This window comes from Pandoraea terrae (assembly GCF_902459695.1).
In the GTDB taxonomy this organism is placed as follows: Bacteria; Pseudomonadota; Gammaproteobacteria; order Burkholderiales; family Burkholderiaceae; genus Pandoraea; species Pandoraea terrae.
The window spans coordinates 133683-149866 of sequence record NZ_CABPRZ010000012.1; the positions used below are offsets into that span (position 1 = coordinate 133683).

Annotated in this window: 13 protein-coding genes; 8 read left to right on the forward strand and 5 right to left on the reverse strand. The window is 63.2% G+C overall.

Going from position 1 to position 16184, the window contains the following annotated elements; translation table 11 throughout:
• Positions 1-93 precede the first annotated feature (93 nt).
• From PTE30175_RS15485 to PTE30175_RS15500, 4 genes are all read left to right on the forward strand, one after another.
• Complete coding sequence (locus PTE30175_RS15485) at positions 94-963, forward strand: branched-chain amino acid ABC transporter permease (RefSeq protein WP_150697956.1); 870 nt, start codon at positions 94-96, stop codon at positions 961-963.
• Entirely contained in the window at positions 960-1919 is a 960-nt protein-coding gene (locus tag PTE30175_RS15490) for a branched-chain amino acid ABC transporter permease (RefSeq protein WP_150697957.1), read from the forward strand. Before PTE30175_RS15485 ends, PTE30175_RS15490 begins: the two co-directional genes overlap by 4 nt.
• Positions 1916-2665: an ABC transporter ATP-binding protein gene (locus PTE30175_RS15495; RefSeq protein ID WP_150697958.1), complete on the forward strand. Its 750-nt coding sequence runs from the start codon at positions 1916-1918 to the stop codon at positions 2663-2665. Before PTE30175_RS15490 ends, PTE30175_RS15495 begins: the two co-directional genes overlap by 4 nt.
• A 168-nt stretch (positions 2666-2833) precedes the next feature.
• A complete protein-coding gene (locus PTE30175_RS15500) occupies positions 2834-3544 on the forward strand; it encodes an ABC transporter ATP-binding protein (RefSeq protein WP_150697959.1) in 711 nt (236 codons plus the stop codon).
• A gap of 79 nt (positions 3545-3623) precedes the next feature.
• On the opposite strand, the gene PTE30175_RS15505 is transcribed toward PTE30175_RS15500, so the two are convergent.
• A complete protein-coding gene (locus PTE30175_RS15505; RefSeq protein WP_150697960.1) occupies positions 3624-4148 on the reverse strand; it encodes a single-stranded DNA-binding protein in 525 nt (174 codons plus the stop codon).
• Between the two features lie 72 nt (positions 4149-4220).
• Positions 4221-5432: an MFS transporter gene (locus PTE30175_RS15510; protein WP_420819644.1), complete on the reverse strand. Its 1212-nt coding sequence runs from the start codon at positions 5430-5432 to the stop codon at positions 4221-4223.
• A 365-nt stretch (positions 5433-5797) separates the two neighbouring features.
• On the opposite strand from PTE30175_RS15510, the gene uvrA reads away from it, so the two are divergent.
• From uvrA to PTE30175_RS15530, 4 genes are all read left to right on the forward strand, one after another.
• Complete coding sequence (uvrA, locus tag PTE30175_RS15515) at positions 5798-8662, forward strand: excinuclease ABC subunit UvrA (RefSeq protein WP_150698000.1); 2865 nt, start codon at positions 5798-5800, stop codon at positions 8660-8662.
• Positions 8663-8726: 64 nt separating this feature from the next.
• The gene (locus tag PTE30175_RS15520; protein WP_150697961.1) at positions 8727-9743 is read left to right on the forward strand and encodes an AI-2E family transporter; all 1017 of its coding nucleotides are present in this window, start codon (positions 8727-8729) and stop codon (positions 9741-9743) included.
• A 323-nt stretch (positions 9744-10066) separates the two neighbouring features.
• On the forward strand, positions 10067-11200 hold the full coding sequence (locus PTE30175_RS15525) for a type I restriction enzyme HsdR N-terminal domain-containing protein (protein ID WP_150697962.1): 1134 nt from the start codon (positions 10067-10069) through the stop codon (positions 11198-11200).
• Positions 11201-11252: 52 nt separating this feature from the next.
• Complete coding sequence (locus tag PTE30175_RS15530; protein WP_150697963.1) at positions 11253-12233, forward strand: threo-3-hydroxy-L-aspartate ammonia-lyase; 981 nt, start codon at positions 11253-11255, stop codon at positions 12231-12233.
• A gap of 25 nt (positions 12234-12258) precedes the next feature.
• Here PTE30175_RS15530 and PTE30175_RS15535 read toward each other — a convergent pair whose 3' ends face one another.
• The 3 genes from PTE30175_RS15535 to phnY form a co-directional block, all read right to left on the reverse strand.
• Positions 12259-12807, reverse strand: a complete 549-nt coding sequence (locus PTE30175_RS15535; protein WP_150697964.1) for a phosphonate degradation HD-domain oxygenase — start codon at positions 12805-12807, stop codon at positions 12259-12261.
• Positions 12767-14536, reverse strand: a complete 1770-nt coding sequence (locus tag PTE30175_RS15540; RefSeq protein WP_150697965.1) for a Na/Pi cotransporter family protein — start codon at positions 14534-14536, stop codon at positions 12767-12769. The genes PTE30175_RS15535 and PTE30175_RS15540 overlap by 41 nt, the downstream gene beginning before the upstream one ends.
• 179 nt (positions 14537-14715) lie before the next feature.
• The gene (gene phnY / locus PTE30175_RS15545; RefSeq protein ID WP_150697966.1) at positions 14716-16170 is read right to left on the reverse strand and encodes a phosphonoacetaldehyde dehydrogenase; all 1455 of its coding nucleotides are present in this window, start codon (positions 16168-16170) and stop codon (positions 14716-14718) included.
• Positions 16171-16184 lie beyond the last annotated feature (14 nt).

The window sequence follows — 16184 nt, forward strand, 5'->3', positions numbered from 1 at the left end:
TTGCCACAAGCCGGCCACGCATGCGTGGCAACACAGCGGCCCAAGCTGCCCGGTGCGGCTCGTGCATGGGTCGCGTCGGAACATGAGCGGCCGATGACTCAACTACTCCTTTTCAACGTCACCAACGGGTTGATCATCGGTGCGTTTTACGTGCTGATGGCGCTTGGCCTGTCGCTCATTCTCAACTTGAGCAACGTGATCAACTTCGCCCATGGCGGCTTTCTCGTGATCGGCGGCTACATTGCCTATACGATCACGCCGTATGTCGGGTTCTGGGGTGCATTGCTGATCGCGCCGCTTTGCACGGCCGTCATCGGTCTCGCCGTCGAGCGGGTGCTCATCCGGCGAGTCTACGGGCGCGATCCGCTCTACAGCCTGCTGCTGACGTTCGGCCTCGCCTTCATGATCGAGGACGGCACCCGCTTCATCTGGGGTGCGCAGGGCAAACCTGTGACGATTCCGCCCGCGCTGGCTCAGCCCTTGAGCAACGAGCTGTTCTTCATCACCGGCTACCGCCTGTTCATGGTCGGCACCGTGACCATCGCGGTTGCATTGCTTTTCATGCTGTTACGCTACAGCCGGCTCGGCATACGCATCCGGGCCGGCACGCTCGATCTCGAGACAGTCGCGGCGCTCGGCATCAACGTGGGCAGGCTGCGCGCGCTCAATTTCGCCGTCGGCATCTTTCTCGCCGGTCTGAGCGGCGTGCTCGCCGCGGGCCAGCTCGGGCTGGAACCGACGATGGGAACCGGTCTCCTGATGCCGAGCTTCATCGCCATCATTGTCGGCGGGGTTGGCAGCCTCACCGGTACGCTGCTCGGCGGCTTGCTGATCGGCGTCGCCTCGGGCGTCGCCGCGGTGTTCCTTCCTGCAGCGAGCGAAGCCATCATGTACGTGCTAATGGCCGCGGTCCTGCTGATCCGACCGCGCGGGCTGCTCGGCGAAGAAGGCATGATGACATGAGCGAATACCTTCACCCTCCCCGGCTGCCCGGTATCGCTGCACTCTGGGCAGCGCTCTTGCTGGCCCCCTACTGGATGCCGCTGCTTGGCGGCTACACCGCGCTCGGCACCCGCGTGCTCGTGCTCGGACTGGCAGCCATGTCGGTAAACTTCCTGCTCGGCTTTACCGGGGTGCTGTCTTTCGGACATGCGGCGTATTTCGGGCTCGGCGCGTATGGGGCCGGTTTCGCGCTGAAGTTTCTCGCGCCGAGCACACCGCTCGCACTGTTGTGCGGCACGCTGCTCGGCGGCATTGCCGGCGCACTGCTGGGCGCCCTCATCGCACGGCGACGCGGCGTCTACTTCGCGATGGTCACCATCGCCTTCGGGCAGGTCTTCTACTACATCGCGTTCCAATGGAGCTCCGTCACTGGCGGCGACGACGGGTTGCGCGGCTTTTCGCGTCAGCCGCTCGATCTCGGCGTCGCCCGGATCGACATCCTGTCGAACGCCAACGCGTTCTACTACTTCGTGCTGTTTTGCCTTGCGCTGGCGATCGGCGTGATGGGTTTCATCCTGCGCTCCCCGTTCGGGCGCACCATGATCGCGATCCGCGAAAATGAGCGGCGTGCGCGCTTTCTCGGCATTCCCGTCGATCGGCATATCTGGATCGCCTTCACGCTGTCCTGCTTTTTCATGGGGTTCGCCGGTGCGCTCTACGCGCTCCTGAACAACTTCGCCGATCCGCGCGGGCTACACTACAGCCAGTCGGGCGATTTCGTGATGATGGCCGTCATGGGAGGCATGCGCAGCTTGTGGGGGCCGCTGCTCGGCGCGGCGGTGTTCGTCGTGCTGCAGGATTATCTTTCGAGCATCACGGTCAACTGGATGTCGTTTGTCGGCATGCTGTTCGTCGCGATCGTGCTGTTTTTCCCGCGAGGGCTGCTCGGCTTCATTCAGCGCAGGGGCGACTCATGAGCGTGCTCGAAGTCAAGCGCGTCAGCAAGCGCTTCGGCAGCCTGGCCGCGGTGCGCGACGTATCGCTCACCGTCGAGCAGGGGGAGCTGCGCGCTGTCATCGGGCCGAATGGCGCCGGCAAGACCACCTTCTTCAATCTTATCAGTGGCTTTTTCCCGCCGAGCATGGGAACGATAGTGTTCGATGGACTCGACATCACGGCGCTTCCTGCGCATCGGCGCGTTGCATCCGGCATTGCCCGCACGTTCCAGATCACCGAGATTTTTCCCGAACTGACGGTATTCGAGAACGTGCGCATCAGTGCTGAGGTGACGAACGGTTTTCGCCTGCGCCCGTGGATCAGTAGCCGCGAGCGGGCGCGGGTTCGTCGTCACGTCGAGGAAACGCTGGATCTCACGGGTCTTGCCGGCAAATCGCACCGGCTGGTCGGGGAGCTGCCGCACGGTGACCAGCGGGTTGCCGAGATCGCAATGGCGCTGGCGCTGCGACCGCGCCTGCTGCTGCTCGACGAGCCCACCGCCGGCATGGGCGATCAGGAGACGCACGAGATTACGCAACTCGTGCGCCGCCTGCAAAGCGACCGCAATTTCACCATCGTGCTGATCGAGCATGACATGCGCGTGGTCTTCCATCTGGCCGATCGCATCACGGTGCTCGACCAGGGCAACCTCCTCGCCGAAGGCTCGCCAGAGGAGATCGCTTCCAACGAGGCCGTACAGGCCGCCTATCTGGGTAGTGCAACATGAGCGCCGCGCCGGACCGCTCCAAGCAAGCTCGCGCCCCCTCGGGGGGCAGTGAGGACACGAAGTGCCGAACGTGGGGGTTCCAATGAGCGCCGCGCCGGACCGCTCCAAGCAAGCTCGCGCCCCCTCGGGGGGCAGTGAGGACACGAAGTGCCGAGCGTGGGGGTTCCAATGAGCGCCGCACTGATCGCCGACGGGCTGCATACCTACTACGGCAAGAGTCATATCCTGCATGGCGTAAGCCTGGAGGTAGCGCAAGGCCGGATCACGGCATTGCTTGGTCGCAATGGCGCCGGCAAGACCACGACCTTGCGTACCCTCGTGGGATTGACGCCCGCGCGCGAAGGGCGGGTGACGATCTTCGGGGCGGATACCACGCGCTGGCCGACCTTCCGGATCGCCGCGAGCGGCGTCGGCTATGTGCCCGAGGGGCGAAGAATCTTCGCCAATCTCAGCGTCGAGGAAAATCTGAAGGTCCCGCTGGAGCGCGGCGGGCCGTGGACGATCGCGCGGATCTACGAGCTGTTTCCGCGCCTGGCCGAGCGCAAGCTCAGCCGCGGGCGCCAGCTCTCCGGCGGCGAACAGGAGATGCTGTCGATTGCCCGCGCACTCCTGCTCAATCCCCGGCTGCTCATTCTCGATGAGCCATCACAGGGCTTGGCCCCGCTGATCGTTCGGGAGGTCTTTCGCGTCGTGTCGCAGATGCGCGATGAGGGGATCTCGGTACTGCTGGTGGAGCAGAACGCACGCATGAGTTTCGAGATCGCCGACTATGCTTACGTCCTGGACGATGGCGGCATCGCTTATTCGGGAAACGCGCGCGCGCTCGCCGCCGACGAAAGCCGGGTACGAGCCCTGACCGGCGCCAGCGCGGAGCAGTGAACACGCTCATGGCGGAAGAAAAAAGCCCATGACCACTTGGATCACGGGCTTGCTGCTTACACTTCTCTACAAGTACCGGTTAGAACGGAATATCGTCATCCATGTCGTCGAAGCCGCCGGACTGCTTGGCCGGGGCTTGCTGACGCGAAGCACCGCCGCGCGCGCCACCGCCACCGCCACCGCCCCCGTAGCCGCCTTCATCGCCACCGCCGCCGCCGGCGTTGCGCGAGTAGCCGCCGCCACCGCCACCACCGCCTTCGCCGCCAGAACTGCGGCCGCCGAGCATTTGCATCTGGTCAGCGATGATTTCCGTGCTGTACTGGTCCTGGCCTTGCTGGTTCTGCCACTTGCGCGTGCGCAGGCGGCCTTCGACATATACCGACGAACCCTTCTTCAGGTATTCGCCCGCGATCTCGGCCAGCTTGCCAAAAAACGCCACGCGGTGCCATTCGGTCGCTTCCTTGAACTCGCCGCTGGCTTTGTCCTTGTAACGGTCCGTGGTGGCCAGTCGGATGTTGGTGACCGCATCGCCGCTCGGCATGTAGCGGGTTTCCGGATCGGCACCCAGGTTGCCGACCAGAATTACTTTGTTCACAGATGCCATAATCTTTCTCCGGTATTGCAGATTCGCTGATGTCCGCTCAAGAAAACGCCGGGCCTTCCCGGGGCTTCTTGCTCAATGGCGGGGCGCAGGGGCCTTCATCGGTGCCGCGATTATAAGCCAGACCAATGCCCCAACCCCGCAGAACACGAAAATCGAGGTTTGCCCGAGATGGGTCATTAAGAATCCTCCGAGCACACCGCCACAGAAGAGTCCCAATGCCTGGGTGGTGTTGTACACGCCCACCGCCGCGCCCTTGCGCGGGCCCGGCGCCAGCTTCGACACCAGCGAGGGCTGCGAGGCTTCCAGCACGTTGAAGCCCGCAAAATAGATGAACAGCAGCGCAGTCAGCACCGCCACCGTCGGCGGCAGTTCCGCCAGCGCGAACTGGGCAATCATCACCAGCCCGATGGCCGAAAGCAGCACCGCCTTCATCTTTCCGCGCTTCTCCGCTGCGATGATCGCCGGGACCATCGCCACGAACGACAGGAACATCACCGGCAGATAGATTTCCCAGTGCGACGACACCGGCAACCCGGCGGCCACGAGCATGCGCGGCATGGCCACGAACAGTGCCGTTTGCGTGGCATGCAGCACGAACACGCCGAAGTTCAGGCGCAGCAGTTCGGGGTTGTGCAGCACCTCGGAAAAAGGCGCATGGCCGGTCTTGGGATGTGCGGGCGGCGTCGGCACGACCCACAGCACCACGAAAATCGCCAACACGGCCAGAATGCCGATGGCCGAGAACAGGCCGCTCATGCCCAGCCAGTGATAGAGCGACGGCGCCGAAACGATCGCCAACGCAAACGACACACCGATGCTGCCGCCGATCATCGCCATCGCCTTGGTGCGGTTCGCCTCGCTCGTCAGATCCGCCACGCAGGCCATGACCGCCGACGAAATCGCGCCCGCGCCCTGGATGGCCCGCCCCACGATGATCCAGTAAAGGTCATGCGATAGCGCCGCCACCAGGCTGCCGATCGCGAACACGATCAGGCCGAAAATGATGACTGGCTTGCGGCCGAGCCGATCGGAAGCCCAACCGTAGGGGATATACAGCAGCGATTGCGTCAGCCCGTAAATGCCGATCGCCAGACCGACGAGGAAAGTATCGTTGCCGCCGGGCAGGGTCTGCGCGAACACCGAAAAGACCGGCATGATCAGGAACAGGCCCAGCATGCGCAGCGCAAAGATGGCCGCCAGCGACGCGCTCGCGCGTACTTCGAGCGCGCTCATGCGGCCGCTGCGGGCGGCGGGCGTAGCAGTGGAAACGGAATCGGTCGGCATTGAGTCTCGGTTCAGAAGAGGCTTGCCAGACCGAAGTCCCGATGCGGCGCGGCGGTGCGCCATTCCGCCCTTGGAATGGTGCGAAACGGCGTCATATGGCCCTTGTGGCCGACGCACACGCGGTTGCGCCGGCAGGCCCCGTCCGGCGGGTTCAACCCTGGCAATCAAACTTGGGTATATTAGCAGGTTTAGCCGCCCGGATTTTGTCCCCGGCCGTCCCCCCGTCGATCGCGCCCCTCGCCTACCCTGCAGGCCCGGCGCGCCGTTCCGGGGAATTCCGGATGCCGCGGGACCGTTGGGGGCGCTGGACCTGCCGGACCCCGCAAGCCGACTTCGGCGTGTGGCGACGATTCTCGGAAGCGTTGATGGAAACCATTCGTATTCGTGGGGCACGTACCCACAATCTCAAGAACATCAATCTCGATTTGCCGCGCCACCAACTGGTGGTCATCACCGGATTGTCGGGTTCGGGCAAGTCGTCGCTCGCCTTCGACACGCTGTATGCCGAAGGCCAGCGGCGCTACGTCGAGAGCCTGTCCGCCTATGCCCGTCAGTTCCTGCAATTGATGGAAAAGCCGGACGTCGACCTGATCGAAGGCCTGTCGCCGGCGATCTCCATCGAACAGAAGGCAACGTCGCACAATCCGCGCTCTACCGTCGGCACCGTCACCGAAATCCACGATTACCTGCGTCTTCTATACGCCCGCGTCGGCACGCCCTTCTGCCCCGATCATGGGTTGCCGCTGGAGTCGCAAAGCGTCGCACAGATGGTCGACGCCGCACTCGCGTTGCCCGAAGATACGAAACTGATGATCCTGGCGCCGGTCGTCGCCAATCGCAAGGGTGAGCACGCCGACCTGTTCGACACCATGCAGGCGCAGGGTTTCGTGCGTTTTCGCGTGCGTTCCGGCGGCGGCGCCGCCAACGAAGGCACGGCCAAGGTCTACGACATCGAGACCCTGCCCAAGCTCAAGAAGAACGAAAAGCACTCGATCGATGTCGTGATCGACCGCGTCAAGGTGCGCGCCGACCTCAAGCAACGTCTGGCCGAATCGTTCGAGACGGCACTGCGCCTGGCAGACGGACGCGCCGTCGCGCTCGAAATGGATACGGACAACGAGCACGTGTTCAGCTCGAAGTTCGCGTGCCCGGTTTGCTCGTATTCGCTGCAGGAGCTCGAGCCGCGCCTGTTCTCGTTCAACAATCCCATGGGCGCCTGCCCGACGTGCGACGGCCTCGGCCAGATCACGTTCTTCGACCCGAAGCGCGTGGTCGCCTTCCCGTCGCTGTCGCTGGCCTCCGGCGCGATCAAGGGCTGGGACCGCCGCAACCAGTTCTACTTCCAGATGCTGCAAAGCCTCGCCGCATTCTACGATTTCGACGTCGACACGCCGTTCGAGGAACTGACCGAAGCGACGCAGAAGATTGTCCTCTACGGGTCGGGCGAACAAGCCATTCCGTTCACCTACGTGAACGAACGCGGCCGCACGTCGGTGCGCGAACATGCTTTCGAAGGGATCGTCCCGAATCTGGAGCGCCGTTACCGAGAGACGGATTCCGTGGCGGTGCGCGAAGAACTGGCGAAGTACCAGAACAACCGTGCTTGCCCCGACTGCGAAGGCAGCCGCTTGCGCCGCGAGGCGCGCTTCGTGAAGCTCGGCGACGACACCCGCGCGCGTGCGATCTATGAAGTGAGCGGCCTGCCCCTGCGTGAAACGCTCGGCTATTTCCATGAACTGCAGCTCAAGGGCGCGAAACGCGAAATCGCCGAGAAGATCATCAAGGAAATCGTCGCGCGCCTGTCGTTCCTCAATAATGTCGGCCTCGACTATCTGTCACTCGAGCGTAGCGCCGATACGTTGTCGGGCGGTGAAGCCCAGCGGATTCGTCTGGCTTCGCAGATCGGCTCGGGTCTCACCGGCGTCATGTATGTGCTGGACGAACCGTCCATCGGCCTGCACCAGCGCGATAACGACCGGCTCATCGCCACGCTCAAGCACCTGCGCGATCTCGGCAACTCGGTCATCGTGGTCGAACACGACGAGGACATGATTCTCGCGTGCGACCACGTCGTCGACATGGGGCTCGGCGCCGGCGTGCATGGCGGCAACGTTATCGCCCAAGGCACGCCGAAGCAGATCGCCGACCATGCGGAATCGCTGACGGGACAGTACCTGTCCGGCGCACGCCGGATCGAAGTGCCGCCGTCGCGCCATGCGCCGACCGATGCGTTGCTGCGTATCACGGAGGCGGCCGGCAACAATCTCAAGAACGTGACGCTCGATCTGCCGGTCGGCGTCCTGACTTGCGTGACGGGCGTGTCGGGCTCGGGCAAGTCCACGCTGATCAACGACACGCTGTATCACGCCGTCGCGCGCCATCTGTACGGGTCGTCCGCGGAACCGGCGCCGTTTGAACATATCGACGGCCTCGAGCATTTCGACAAGGTCATCAACGTCGACCAATCGCCGATCGGACGCACGCCGCGCTCGAATCCGGCCACCTATACGGGCCTGTTCACGCCGATCCGCGAGTTGTTCTCGGGCGTGCCGGCGTCGAAGGAACGCGGCTACGACCCGGGCCGCTTCTCGTTCAACGTGAAGGGTGGACGCTGCGAAGCGTGTCAGGGCGACGGCGTGCTGAAGGTCGAAATGCATTTCCTGCCCGATGTCTATGTGCCTTGCGACGTTTGCCACGGCAAGCGGTACAACCGCGAAACGTTGGAGATCCAGTACAAGGGCAAGAACATCCACGAAGTGCTCGACATGACGGTCGAGCAGGCACACGAGTTCTTCAGGCCCGTGCCGGTCGTGGCGCGCAAGCTCAAGACGCTGCTGGACGTCGGTCTTGGCTATATCCGTCTCGGCCAGTCGGCCACGACGCTGTCCGGCGGCGAAGCGCAACGCGTGAAGTTGTCGCTCGAACTGTCCAAGCGGGATACGGGGCGTACACTGTATATTCTGGACGAGCCGACCACCGGCCTGCACTTTCACGACATCGAACTGCTGCTGACAGTGATTCACCGATTGCGCGACCAGGGCAACACGGTGGTTATCATCGAGCACAATCTGGACGTGATCAAGACGGCCGACTGGCTCATCGACCTGGGTCCCGAGGGCGGCGCCGGCGGCGGGCAGATCATCGCGCAGGGCACGCCGGAGCAAGTGGCAAAGAACAAGGCAAGCTTTACCGGCAAATACCTCGCGCCGCTCCTCAAGCCGAAAAGCTGAGCACGGGCGGCACAGAAAAATCGTTACCGGCATACGAACAGGCAGCACGGGGGGCAGGACCAGAATGGAATTACGATTTGACCGGGACTTCTTCGTTGAAGCGGCCAGCTATGTGGCCGCCGCGGTGGCGCTCTGGCTGGTGCTCAGCGTTCATTTGCTGGCGGCGTTGCTGGCCGGACTCGTGGTGTATGAGCTGGTGCACATGATGACGCCCCGTCTGGAGATGCGGATTTCGAGCGAATGGGCCAGGCTCGTCGCCGTGGGACTGTTGTCGGCGATCATCGTAGGGCTCCTCACTGCGCTGGTGCTCGGCGTCGTGGCATTTTTCCGAAGCGATGCCGGTCATCTGCAGCACCTCAACAGCCGCATGATGGAAGCCATCGAGCAGGCACGCACGCAGTTGCCGCCGTGGATCACCGATCGGCTGCCCGCCGACAGCGAGGACGTTCACAACGCCATTACGGAGTTCCTGCGCGACCATACGCGGGAAATGTCGCTCGTCGGCAAGGAAGCGCTCAATGCCGTCGTGCACATTGTCGTGGGCATGGTGCTCGGCGCGTTGGTGGCGCTCTCGACGGTGCGTCCGGTTCATTACATGCAGCCGCTCGCCGCCGCGCTGACGCGTCGCGTCACGCTGTTCGCGGACGCGTTCCGCCGCATCGTGTTCGCGCAGGTCAAGATTTCGCTGATCAATACCTTCTTCACCGGCATTTTCCTGATCGGCGTATTGCCGCTGTTCGACATCCATGTGCCGCTGCGCAAGACGATGATCGTCGTGACTTTCATGGTCGGGCTGCTGCCGGTGATTGGCAATCTGATCTCGAACACGTTCATCGTGGTGCTCGGCCTGTCCGTATCGCTGTATGTCGCGATCGCGGCGCTCACGTTCCTGGTCGTCATCCACAAGCTCGAGTACTTCCTGAACGCCCGCATCGTCGGCACGGAAATCCGCTCACGCGCATGGGAGCTGCTGCTCGCCATGGCCGTGACGGAAGCCGCATTCGGACTGCCCGGACTGGTGGCCGCGCCAATCTACTACGGTTACCTCAAGAGCGAACTGGCGGAAAAGCGGTTGGTGTGATGCCTTGATAGCCGACGCCGGCGCGACAGGAACCGCCGGCGCCGCCCCGCGCTCACAGGGGATCTTCCGATATTTCGGTTGAAGAACCGGGTCGGCAGGTCCTTGCGCCCATCCGTGACATTCGGCACGCATCCCTTGTAGATCAAGGCGAAGGCCTCCCTCGCCCACGCGGAATAGTGCGCGTCCCCTGCCCCGCACTCATCGCAAACGCCTTGGCGCCGCCGGCGAATCGATCCGGATGCGCTACATTGACTGCGCCCCCCGATTCAACCATTGCAAGAAAGGTTCGCTGTCGTTGGCGAGCCTCGGCTCGGGCACACGTCATGACAAGTCACACTAAATCGCAGCATTCAGCACAGTTCAGCCGGCTCGACCGAATCGCCGATGCGGCAGCGGCAACCCGCCCTCAGGTATCTGCGTGGATTGACGAGGATGTGTACCCCTATCGGGGCGCAACCGCTACCCATATGGCGCGACTTGAGCGCCAGGTGTTCGATATTGTCGCCACCCATGTGGCGCAGTACCTGCCCGAATTCGATTCGATGCCGGCGAAGCAACGCGCATTGGTCCTGAGCATGCTGCGGGAAACGGTCGAAAAGAGTCCGGCAAATCTCCTGGCCATCGTCACCGAGGTCCTGCTGCTTCCCGCGCCGCAGCGCGAGATGCTGGCCGATCTGCTGGAAGACGTTTCGCTTGCCTCCATGATCAGCGCCGCGCGAACTGTCGCCGATCGCCTCAAGTTCCTGAAAGGCCTCGAGACAATGATCTTCGCGCGCAAACGCGGCAAAAAGCTGCGTGAGCGCGACCAACTCCACCGCATCGTCGCCGAAAATTGCTGGCTCTTCGGGGAGGAGTATCTCCTTTCGGTGAGCGACAGGTCTCTGACGGAGGTACTCAGGGCCCATCAGAAATTGATCGGAGAAGACGTCCTCATCGACGTCCCGGTCCCGCACATCTCACAAACGCGGGGTATCGTGGATCTCGTCCTGTCGAAGGCGACGCGTCAGCATCGGCCGAATTCGCTTTCGCACCTGGTGATCGAACTCAAGGCACCGGGGACAACGCTCAACTCGGTGGAGATTTCGCAGATCGAGGGCTATGCGTTCTCGCTGTTCGAAGAGCGGCGCTTTCGCAATGTCGACGTCCAGTGGGACTTCTGGTTACTTGGCGACGACCTGGGCCCGCACGCCCGCGGCCGGATTCTTGACGCCGACTCGGGGCTCATCATCAACACGCGCGGGCTGAAGGTGCATATCAAGACGTGGGCACAGCTCATCGACGCCAACCGCGCGCGCATGCAGTACCTCCAGGAACGGCTCGAGTTTCATCCTGATGAAACCGGATCGTTGGATTATATGTACGATACCTATGCCCAGTATCTCAACGAATCCGCGTGCGTGTCGGAGCCGTCTGCCATCTACGGCGCCGGGGCCAAACACGCGTTGCCGGTTGGATAAGCTACCATCGGGCTGACGCTTCGCTGAACGCCTCCCACCGACGAGTTGACTCATGACCTCTCCAAACCTGGCAATCACGTATGACGACATCGTCGCCGCGCACGACCGGATCCGCGCAGCGGCCCATCGCACGCCTGTCCTGACCTCGGCCACCGCCGACGCGCTCACCGGCGCGAAGTTGTTCTTCAAGGCGGAGAATTTCCAGCGCATGGGCGCGTTCAAGTTTCGCGGCGCCTACAACGCCATCGCCCAGTTTTCGCCCGCCCAGCGCGCGGCAGGCCTGCTTGCGTTCTCGTCCGGCAATCACGCGCAAGCCATTGCCCTGTCGGCTCGCCTGCTCGGCGTCAAGGCCGTCATCCTCATGCCGGAAGACGCCCCCGCCGTCAAAATCGAGGCTACGCGGGGCTACGGCGCAGAAGTCATCCTGTTCGACCGCTACAAGGAAGATCGTGAAGCCTTGGCCAAACGCCTCGCGTCCGATCGCGGCCTGACGCTGATTCCGCCATACGATCACGCGCATATCATGGCCGGCCAGGGCACGACCGCCAAGGAGTTGATCGAGGATGCGGGCGAACTCGACATGCTGTTCGTCTGCCTGGGCGGCGGCGGGCTGTTATCCGGCTGCGCCGTGGCTGCAAAAGGGCTGAATCCGAACATCCGCATCTACGGCGTCGAGCCGGAAGCGGGCAACGACGGCCAGCAAAGCTTCCGCACCGGCCAAATCGTTCACATCGACACGCCGCGCACGCTCGCAGACGGCGCGCAAACGCAGCATCTCGGCCAGTTGACGTTCCCCGTCATCCACGCGCTCGCCGACGATATCCTGACCGTTTCCGACGACGAACTCGTCGAAACGATGAAGTTCTTCGCGAGCCGCATGAAGACGATGGTCGAGCCGACCGGCTGCCTCGCGGCGGCGGCCGTGCTCAACAGGAAGATCGACGTGACCGGCAAGCGAGTGGGCATCATCGTGTCCGGCGGAAACATCGATCTCGCGCGCTTCGCACGTCTGACCCTGGGGCAAAGCGAATGAGCCACAACTGATCCGCGCGCGCCGATCAACCTCGCGCCACCCGCCCCAACACATCCATATAGTGCTCAAGCGGTGGCGTGACCATGCCGGCGACCTTGGCCTTGTCGTCCCAGCGGCGCAACCGCAGCGCGTCTTCAGCGTAGGGCCGGGCGAGAAATTCATCTGCCGCTTCCCTTGAAAACACCCCACCCTGCAACGCCAGGCTGCGCACCGAATCCGCCGACAACTTGCCGTAATACTCAGCGTCGACAGCACACAGGCAACGCTTGGCGTCGACATGCAGCCGGATCGGTTCGAGCACGGCGTCGTCGAAGACCGGCCGCAGGAACGGCAAGGCGAAGTATTGGTGAAGATCGTCGATGCCGCGCGCCGTGGGCGTTTCGCCATGGCGGTTCAGCAGATGACCGAGATCGTGAAGGAAGCTGGCGGCGACGAGCGCATCGCTCGCGCCCTCCGCCTCGGCAAGCGCGCCGCTTTGCAGGGCATGCGCCAGTTGGGTCACGGGTTCGCCCGTGTAGGCCAACCCGCCGAATTCATCGAACAGGGTGCGGATGTCCTGGAGGCTCAGCGCCATCGTTGGAACTCTCTTTTTGTTGAAGGTCGGCGGCCACCGCCAGCGCCACGTCGTCGGCGGCAGCAGCGCCCGGGGATTTCGGCGATTTCGGCTTGTCGCGCATGCGGCTCTTGCGCAAGGCCCCGGCATCGTCGAGCACCGGATAGGCGGTCGAACAGAACAGAGAATTCAACCGTTTCATGTCACTGATCACGTCCAGGTGCAGGGAACTCGTTTCGATACTCTGCACCGACTGGCCGGCCAGGCGATTCAAGTGCGTGTACGAATACGCGCGCTCCAGGTCGCGAAAACTTTCCTTTTCCACCATCAGCCGCTGGGCGCTCTTCAGGTCGCCATTGAGGAAGACCGACAGCCCCAATTGCAGATTGTTCACCAGCCGCCGATGCATGTCGCAAATCTCCTGCAGCCCGGCTTCGGAAAACGACAGCTTATGCGAGATTTTTTTCTCTTCTATGTCAGTGACCATGCGCTCGATGATGTCACCCGCATGCTCGAGGTTGATCGTCAGCGAAATGATGTCCGTCCAGCGCCGGCTGTCCGCCTCGTCGAGATCCTCGCGCGACACGCGCGTCAGGTACATCTTCACCGCCGTATAGAGATGGTCGACGTCGTCGTCCATGCGGCGCGTCTCTCTCGCGCGCGCGACGTCGTTCGTCTTGATGACTTCCAGCAGGCCGTTAAGCATCTGCTCGATCAAGTCACCCATGCGCAACGTTTCGCGCGCGGCATTGGCCAGCGCCACCGACGGCATCGACAGTGCATTCTCGTCGAGATGCCGCGGCCGCATCGTTGTGTCGAGCTCCGGTTTGTCCTGCAACAGTCGCAGGCACAGCCGCGACATCGGTTCGGTGAACGCCAGGCACGCCACGCAGCGAATCAGGTTGTACGCGACGTGGAAATTGACGACAGCCTGCGCCGGTTCATCGGATAGCCAGTCGACGAGCGCCGGCCCATAGTCGACGAATGGCAACACCAGCAAACTGCCGATCAACTTGAAGATCAGGCTGCCGAACACCACGCGGCGGCCGGCGGCGTTCTGCGCCGACGACGTGAGCATTGCCAGCATGCCGCTGCCAAGGTTGGCGCCGATCACGAGGCACAGCGCCACCTTCAGGGAAATCACCCCGCTCGACGCGAGGGTGGCCGTCAAAAGCACGGCCGCGAGGCTCGAGTACGAAATCATTGCGAACATCGCGCCGATCAGCGTGTCGAGCAGGACATCGCCCGTCAGCGATCCGAACAGCACCTTGACGCCGGCCGCTTCGGTCATCGGACGCGCGGCGGCCACGATCAATTGCAACGCCAGGATAATCAAGCCCAAACCGATCGCCACACGGCCCAGTTGGCCGGCACGCATCTGTTTGCGGGACAGGAAGAAAATGACGCCAAACAGGATCAGCAGCGGCGACAGCCACGACAGGTCGAACGTCAGTACCCGTGCCATCAGGGCCGTGCCGACGTCGGCGCCGAGCATGATCGCCAGCGCCGGCGTCAGGGCGATCAGCCCTTGCGCGCCGAACGAAGCGACGATGAGCGCGGTGGCATTGCTGCTCTGCACAAGGCTGGTCACACCGACGCCCGAAGCGAACGCGGTCAGCCGGTTCGAAATGCTGTGCGAAAGGATGCGGCGCAGATCCGCACCGTAGACGCGCAGGACGCCCGTGCGGACGATGTGCGTGCCCCAGATGAGCATCGCCACGCCGGACAAAAGGTTGAGCAAAGTCAGCATGCCAGTTTTTCCGTGATCTTGTTATCAACGGGACCGGCGGTGCGCCGGCACCATCGGGACACCGTACACCAAAATCACCCCCGCAACAATCGCGTCATCAATTTGTCACATTTGTGTGCTGGCCGGTGTCGCACCCCCGGTCACAGGCCAGCACCCCGCGACACCGCTTGCGCTTGGCCTCACAGGCCCCAGGGCAGCGTGAAGGTCTTCAGGTTGGTGAAGCTCTTCATCGCCTCCTGCACGCCCTCCTTGTAGCCCAGGCCCGAATCCTTGATGCCGCCGAACGGCGTCAGCTCGATACGGTAGCCCGGGACTTCCCACACGTTGACGGTGCCGACCTGGAGTTCGTTGGCAAAGCGCGTGACGTAGTCCAGACGATTCGTACAGACGCCGGACGACAAGCCGAAGGCCGTGCCGTTCGAGATCGCGATGGCTTCGTCGATATTGCCGAACGTAATGATCGGCGACACCGGGCCGAACGTCTCTTCGCGCACGACCGTCATCGCCGGATCGACGCGATCGATGACCGTCGGCGAATACAACGCGCCTTCGCGCTTGTTGCCCACGAGCAAACGCGCGCCCTGCGACACCGCCTCGTTCACGCGCGACTCGAACAGCATGGCCGCTTCTTCGTCGATGACGGTGCCCATGTCGACGTCACCGCTCGTCGGATCGCCATACTTCCACGCACGCGTCTTCTCCACGACCAGTTCCGTAAAGCGCGCCGCCACGTCCTTGTGCACGAGCATGCGTTTGACAGCCGTGCAACGTTGGCCGGAGTTCTTGTACGAGCCCTGCACCGCCAGGTCCGAGGCGCGGTCGAGATCGGCATCTTCCATGACGATGAGCGGATCATTGCCGCCGAGCTCCAGAATGATGCGCCGGTACCCGGCCTTGGCCGCGATGTACTTGCCGATGGCCACGCCGCCCGTGAACGTGATCAGGTCGACGTTCTCGTTGGTCAGCAGTTCGTCGGCGATCTCGCGCGGGTCGCCCGTCACGACTTGCAGCATCTCCGGCGGCAGGCCGGCTTCGTACAGGACGTCTGCCAGGTAGAAAGCCGAAAGCGGCACTTTTTCGGACGGCTTGAGCACCATCCGGTTGTTGGTCGCCACCGACGGCGCGACCTTGTGCGCCACCTGGTTCATCGGGTGATTGAATGGCGTGATCGCGCAGATCGCGCCCAGCAGCGGATCGCGCTGCGTGACCACGCGGCGCTTCTTGCCGTGTGGCGTCAGGTCGCACGAGAACGCCTGGCCGTCGTCCTTGAGCGCTTCCGTGGCGGCAAAACCGAGCACGTCGGCCACGCGGCCGATTTCATAGACGGCGTCCTTCTTGCAAAGGCCCGACTCCATCGTGATGATCGCCGCGGCCTCGGCGGTGCGTTCGCGCAGGATCGCGGCGGCCTTGTTGAGGACGTTCGCGCGCTCGAAACGGGTCAGCTTCGAACGGTACTGCTTCGCGATCGTGAACGCGCGGCGGACATCGTCGAGCGAGGCCTTCGGCACGGTGCCGACGAGGTCGTTGGTGAACGGATTGAAGACTTCGATGACCCGTTCACGGGTCACTTTTTCACCGCCGATACGCAGGCTCTCGGCGCGGAACTGGGGGTGCAGCTTGTGCGGCGCGTTCATTCGGAGATCTCCAC

Bases quoted from the DNA above. Each gene is read 5' to 3' on its own strand.
- PTE30175_RS15525 (WP_150697962.1), top strand. From the start codon at position 10,067: ATGACAAGTCACACTAAATCGCAGCATTCAGCACAGTTCAGCCGGCTC.
- PTE30175_RS15540 (WP_150697965.1), bottom strand. From the start codon at position 14,536: ATGCTGACTTTGCTCAACCTTTTGTCCGGCGTGGCGATGCTCATCTGG.
- PTE30175_RS15490 (WP_150697957.1), top strand. From the start codon at position 960: ATGAGCGAATACCTTCACCCTCCCCGGCTGCCCGGTATCGCTGCACTC.
- PTE30175_RS15510 (WP_420819644.1), bottom strand. From the start codon at position 5,432: ATGCCGACCGATTCCGTTTCCACTGCTACGCCCGCCGCCCGCAGCGGC.
- PTE30175_RS15505 (WP_150697960.1), bottom strand. From the start codon at position 4,148: ATGGCATCTGTGAACAAAGTAATTCTGGTCGGCAACCTGGGTGCCGAT.
- phnY (WP_150697966.1), bottom strand. From the start codon at position 16,170: ATGAACGCGCCGCACAAGCTGCACCCCCAGTTCCGCGCCGAGAGCCTG.
- uvrA (WP_150698000.1), top strand. From the start codon at position 5,798: ATGGAAACCATTCGTATTCGTGGGGCACGTACCCACAATCTCAAGAAC.
- PTE30175_RS15500 (WP_150697959.1), top strand. From the start codon at position 2,834: ATGAGCGCCGCACTGATCGCCGACGGGCTGCATACCTACTACGGCAAG.
- PTE30175_RS15535 (WP_150697964.1), bottom strand. From the start codon at position 12,807: ATGGCGCTGAGCCTCCAGGACATCCGCACCCTGTTCGATGAATTCGGC.
- PTE30175_RS15520 (WP_150697961.1), top strand. From the start codon at position 8,727: ATGGAATTACGATTTGACCGGGACTTCTTCGTTGAAGCGGCCAGCTAT.
- PTE30175_RS15485 (WP_150697956.1), top strand. From the start codon at position 94: ATGACTCAACTACTCCTTTTCAACGTCACCAACGGGTTGATCATCGGT.
- PTE30175_RS15530 (WP_150697963.1), top strand. From the start codon at position 11,253: ATGACCTCTCCAAACCTGGCAATCACGTATGACGACATCGTCGCCGCG.
- PTE30175_RS15495 (WP_150697958.1), top strand. From the start codon at position 1,916: ATGAGCGTGCTCGAAGTCAAGCGCGTCAGCAAGCGCTTCGGCAGCCTG.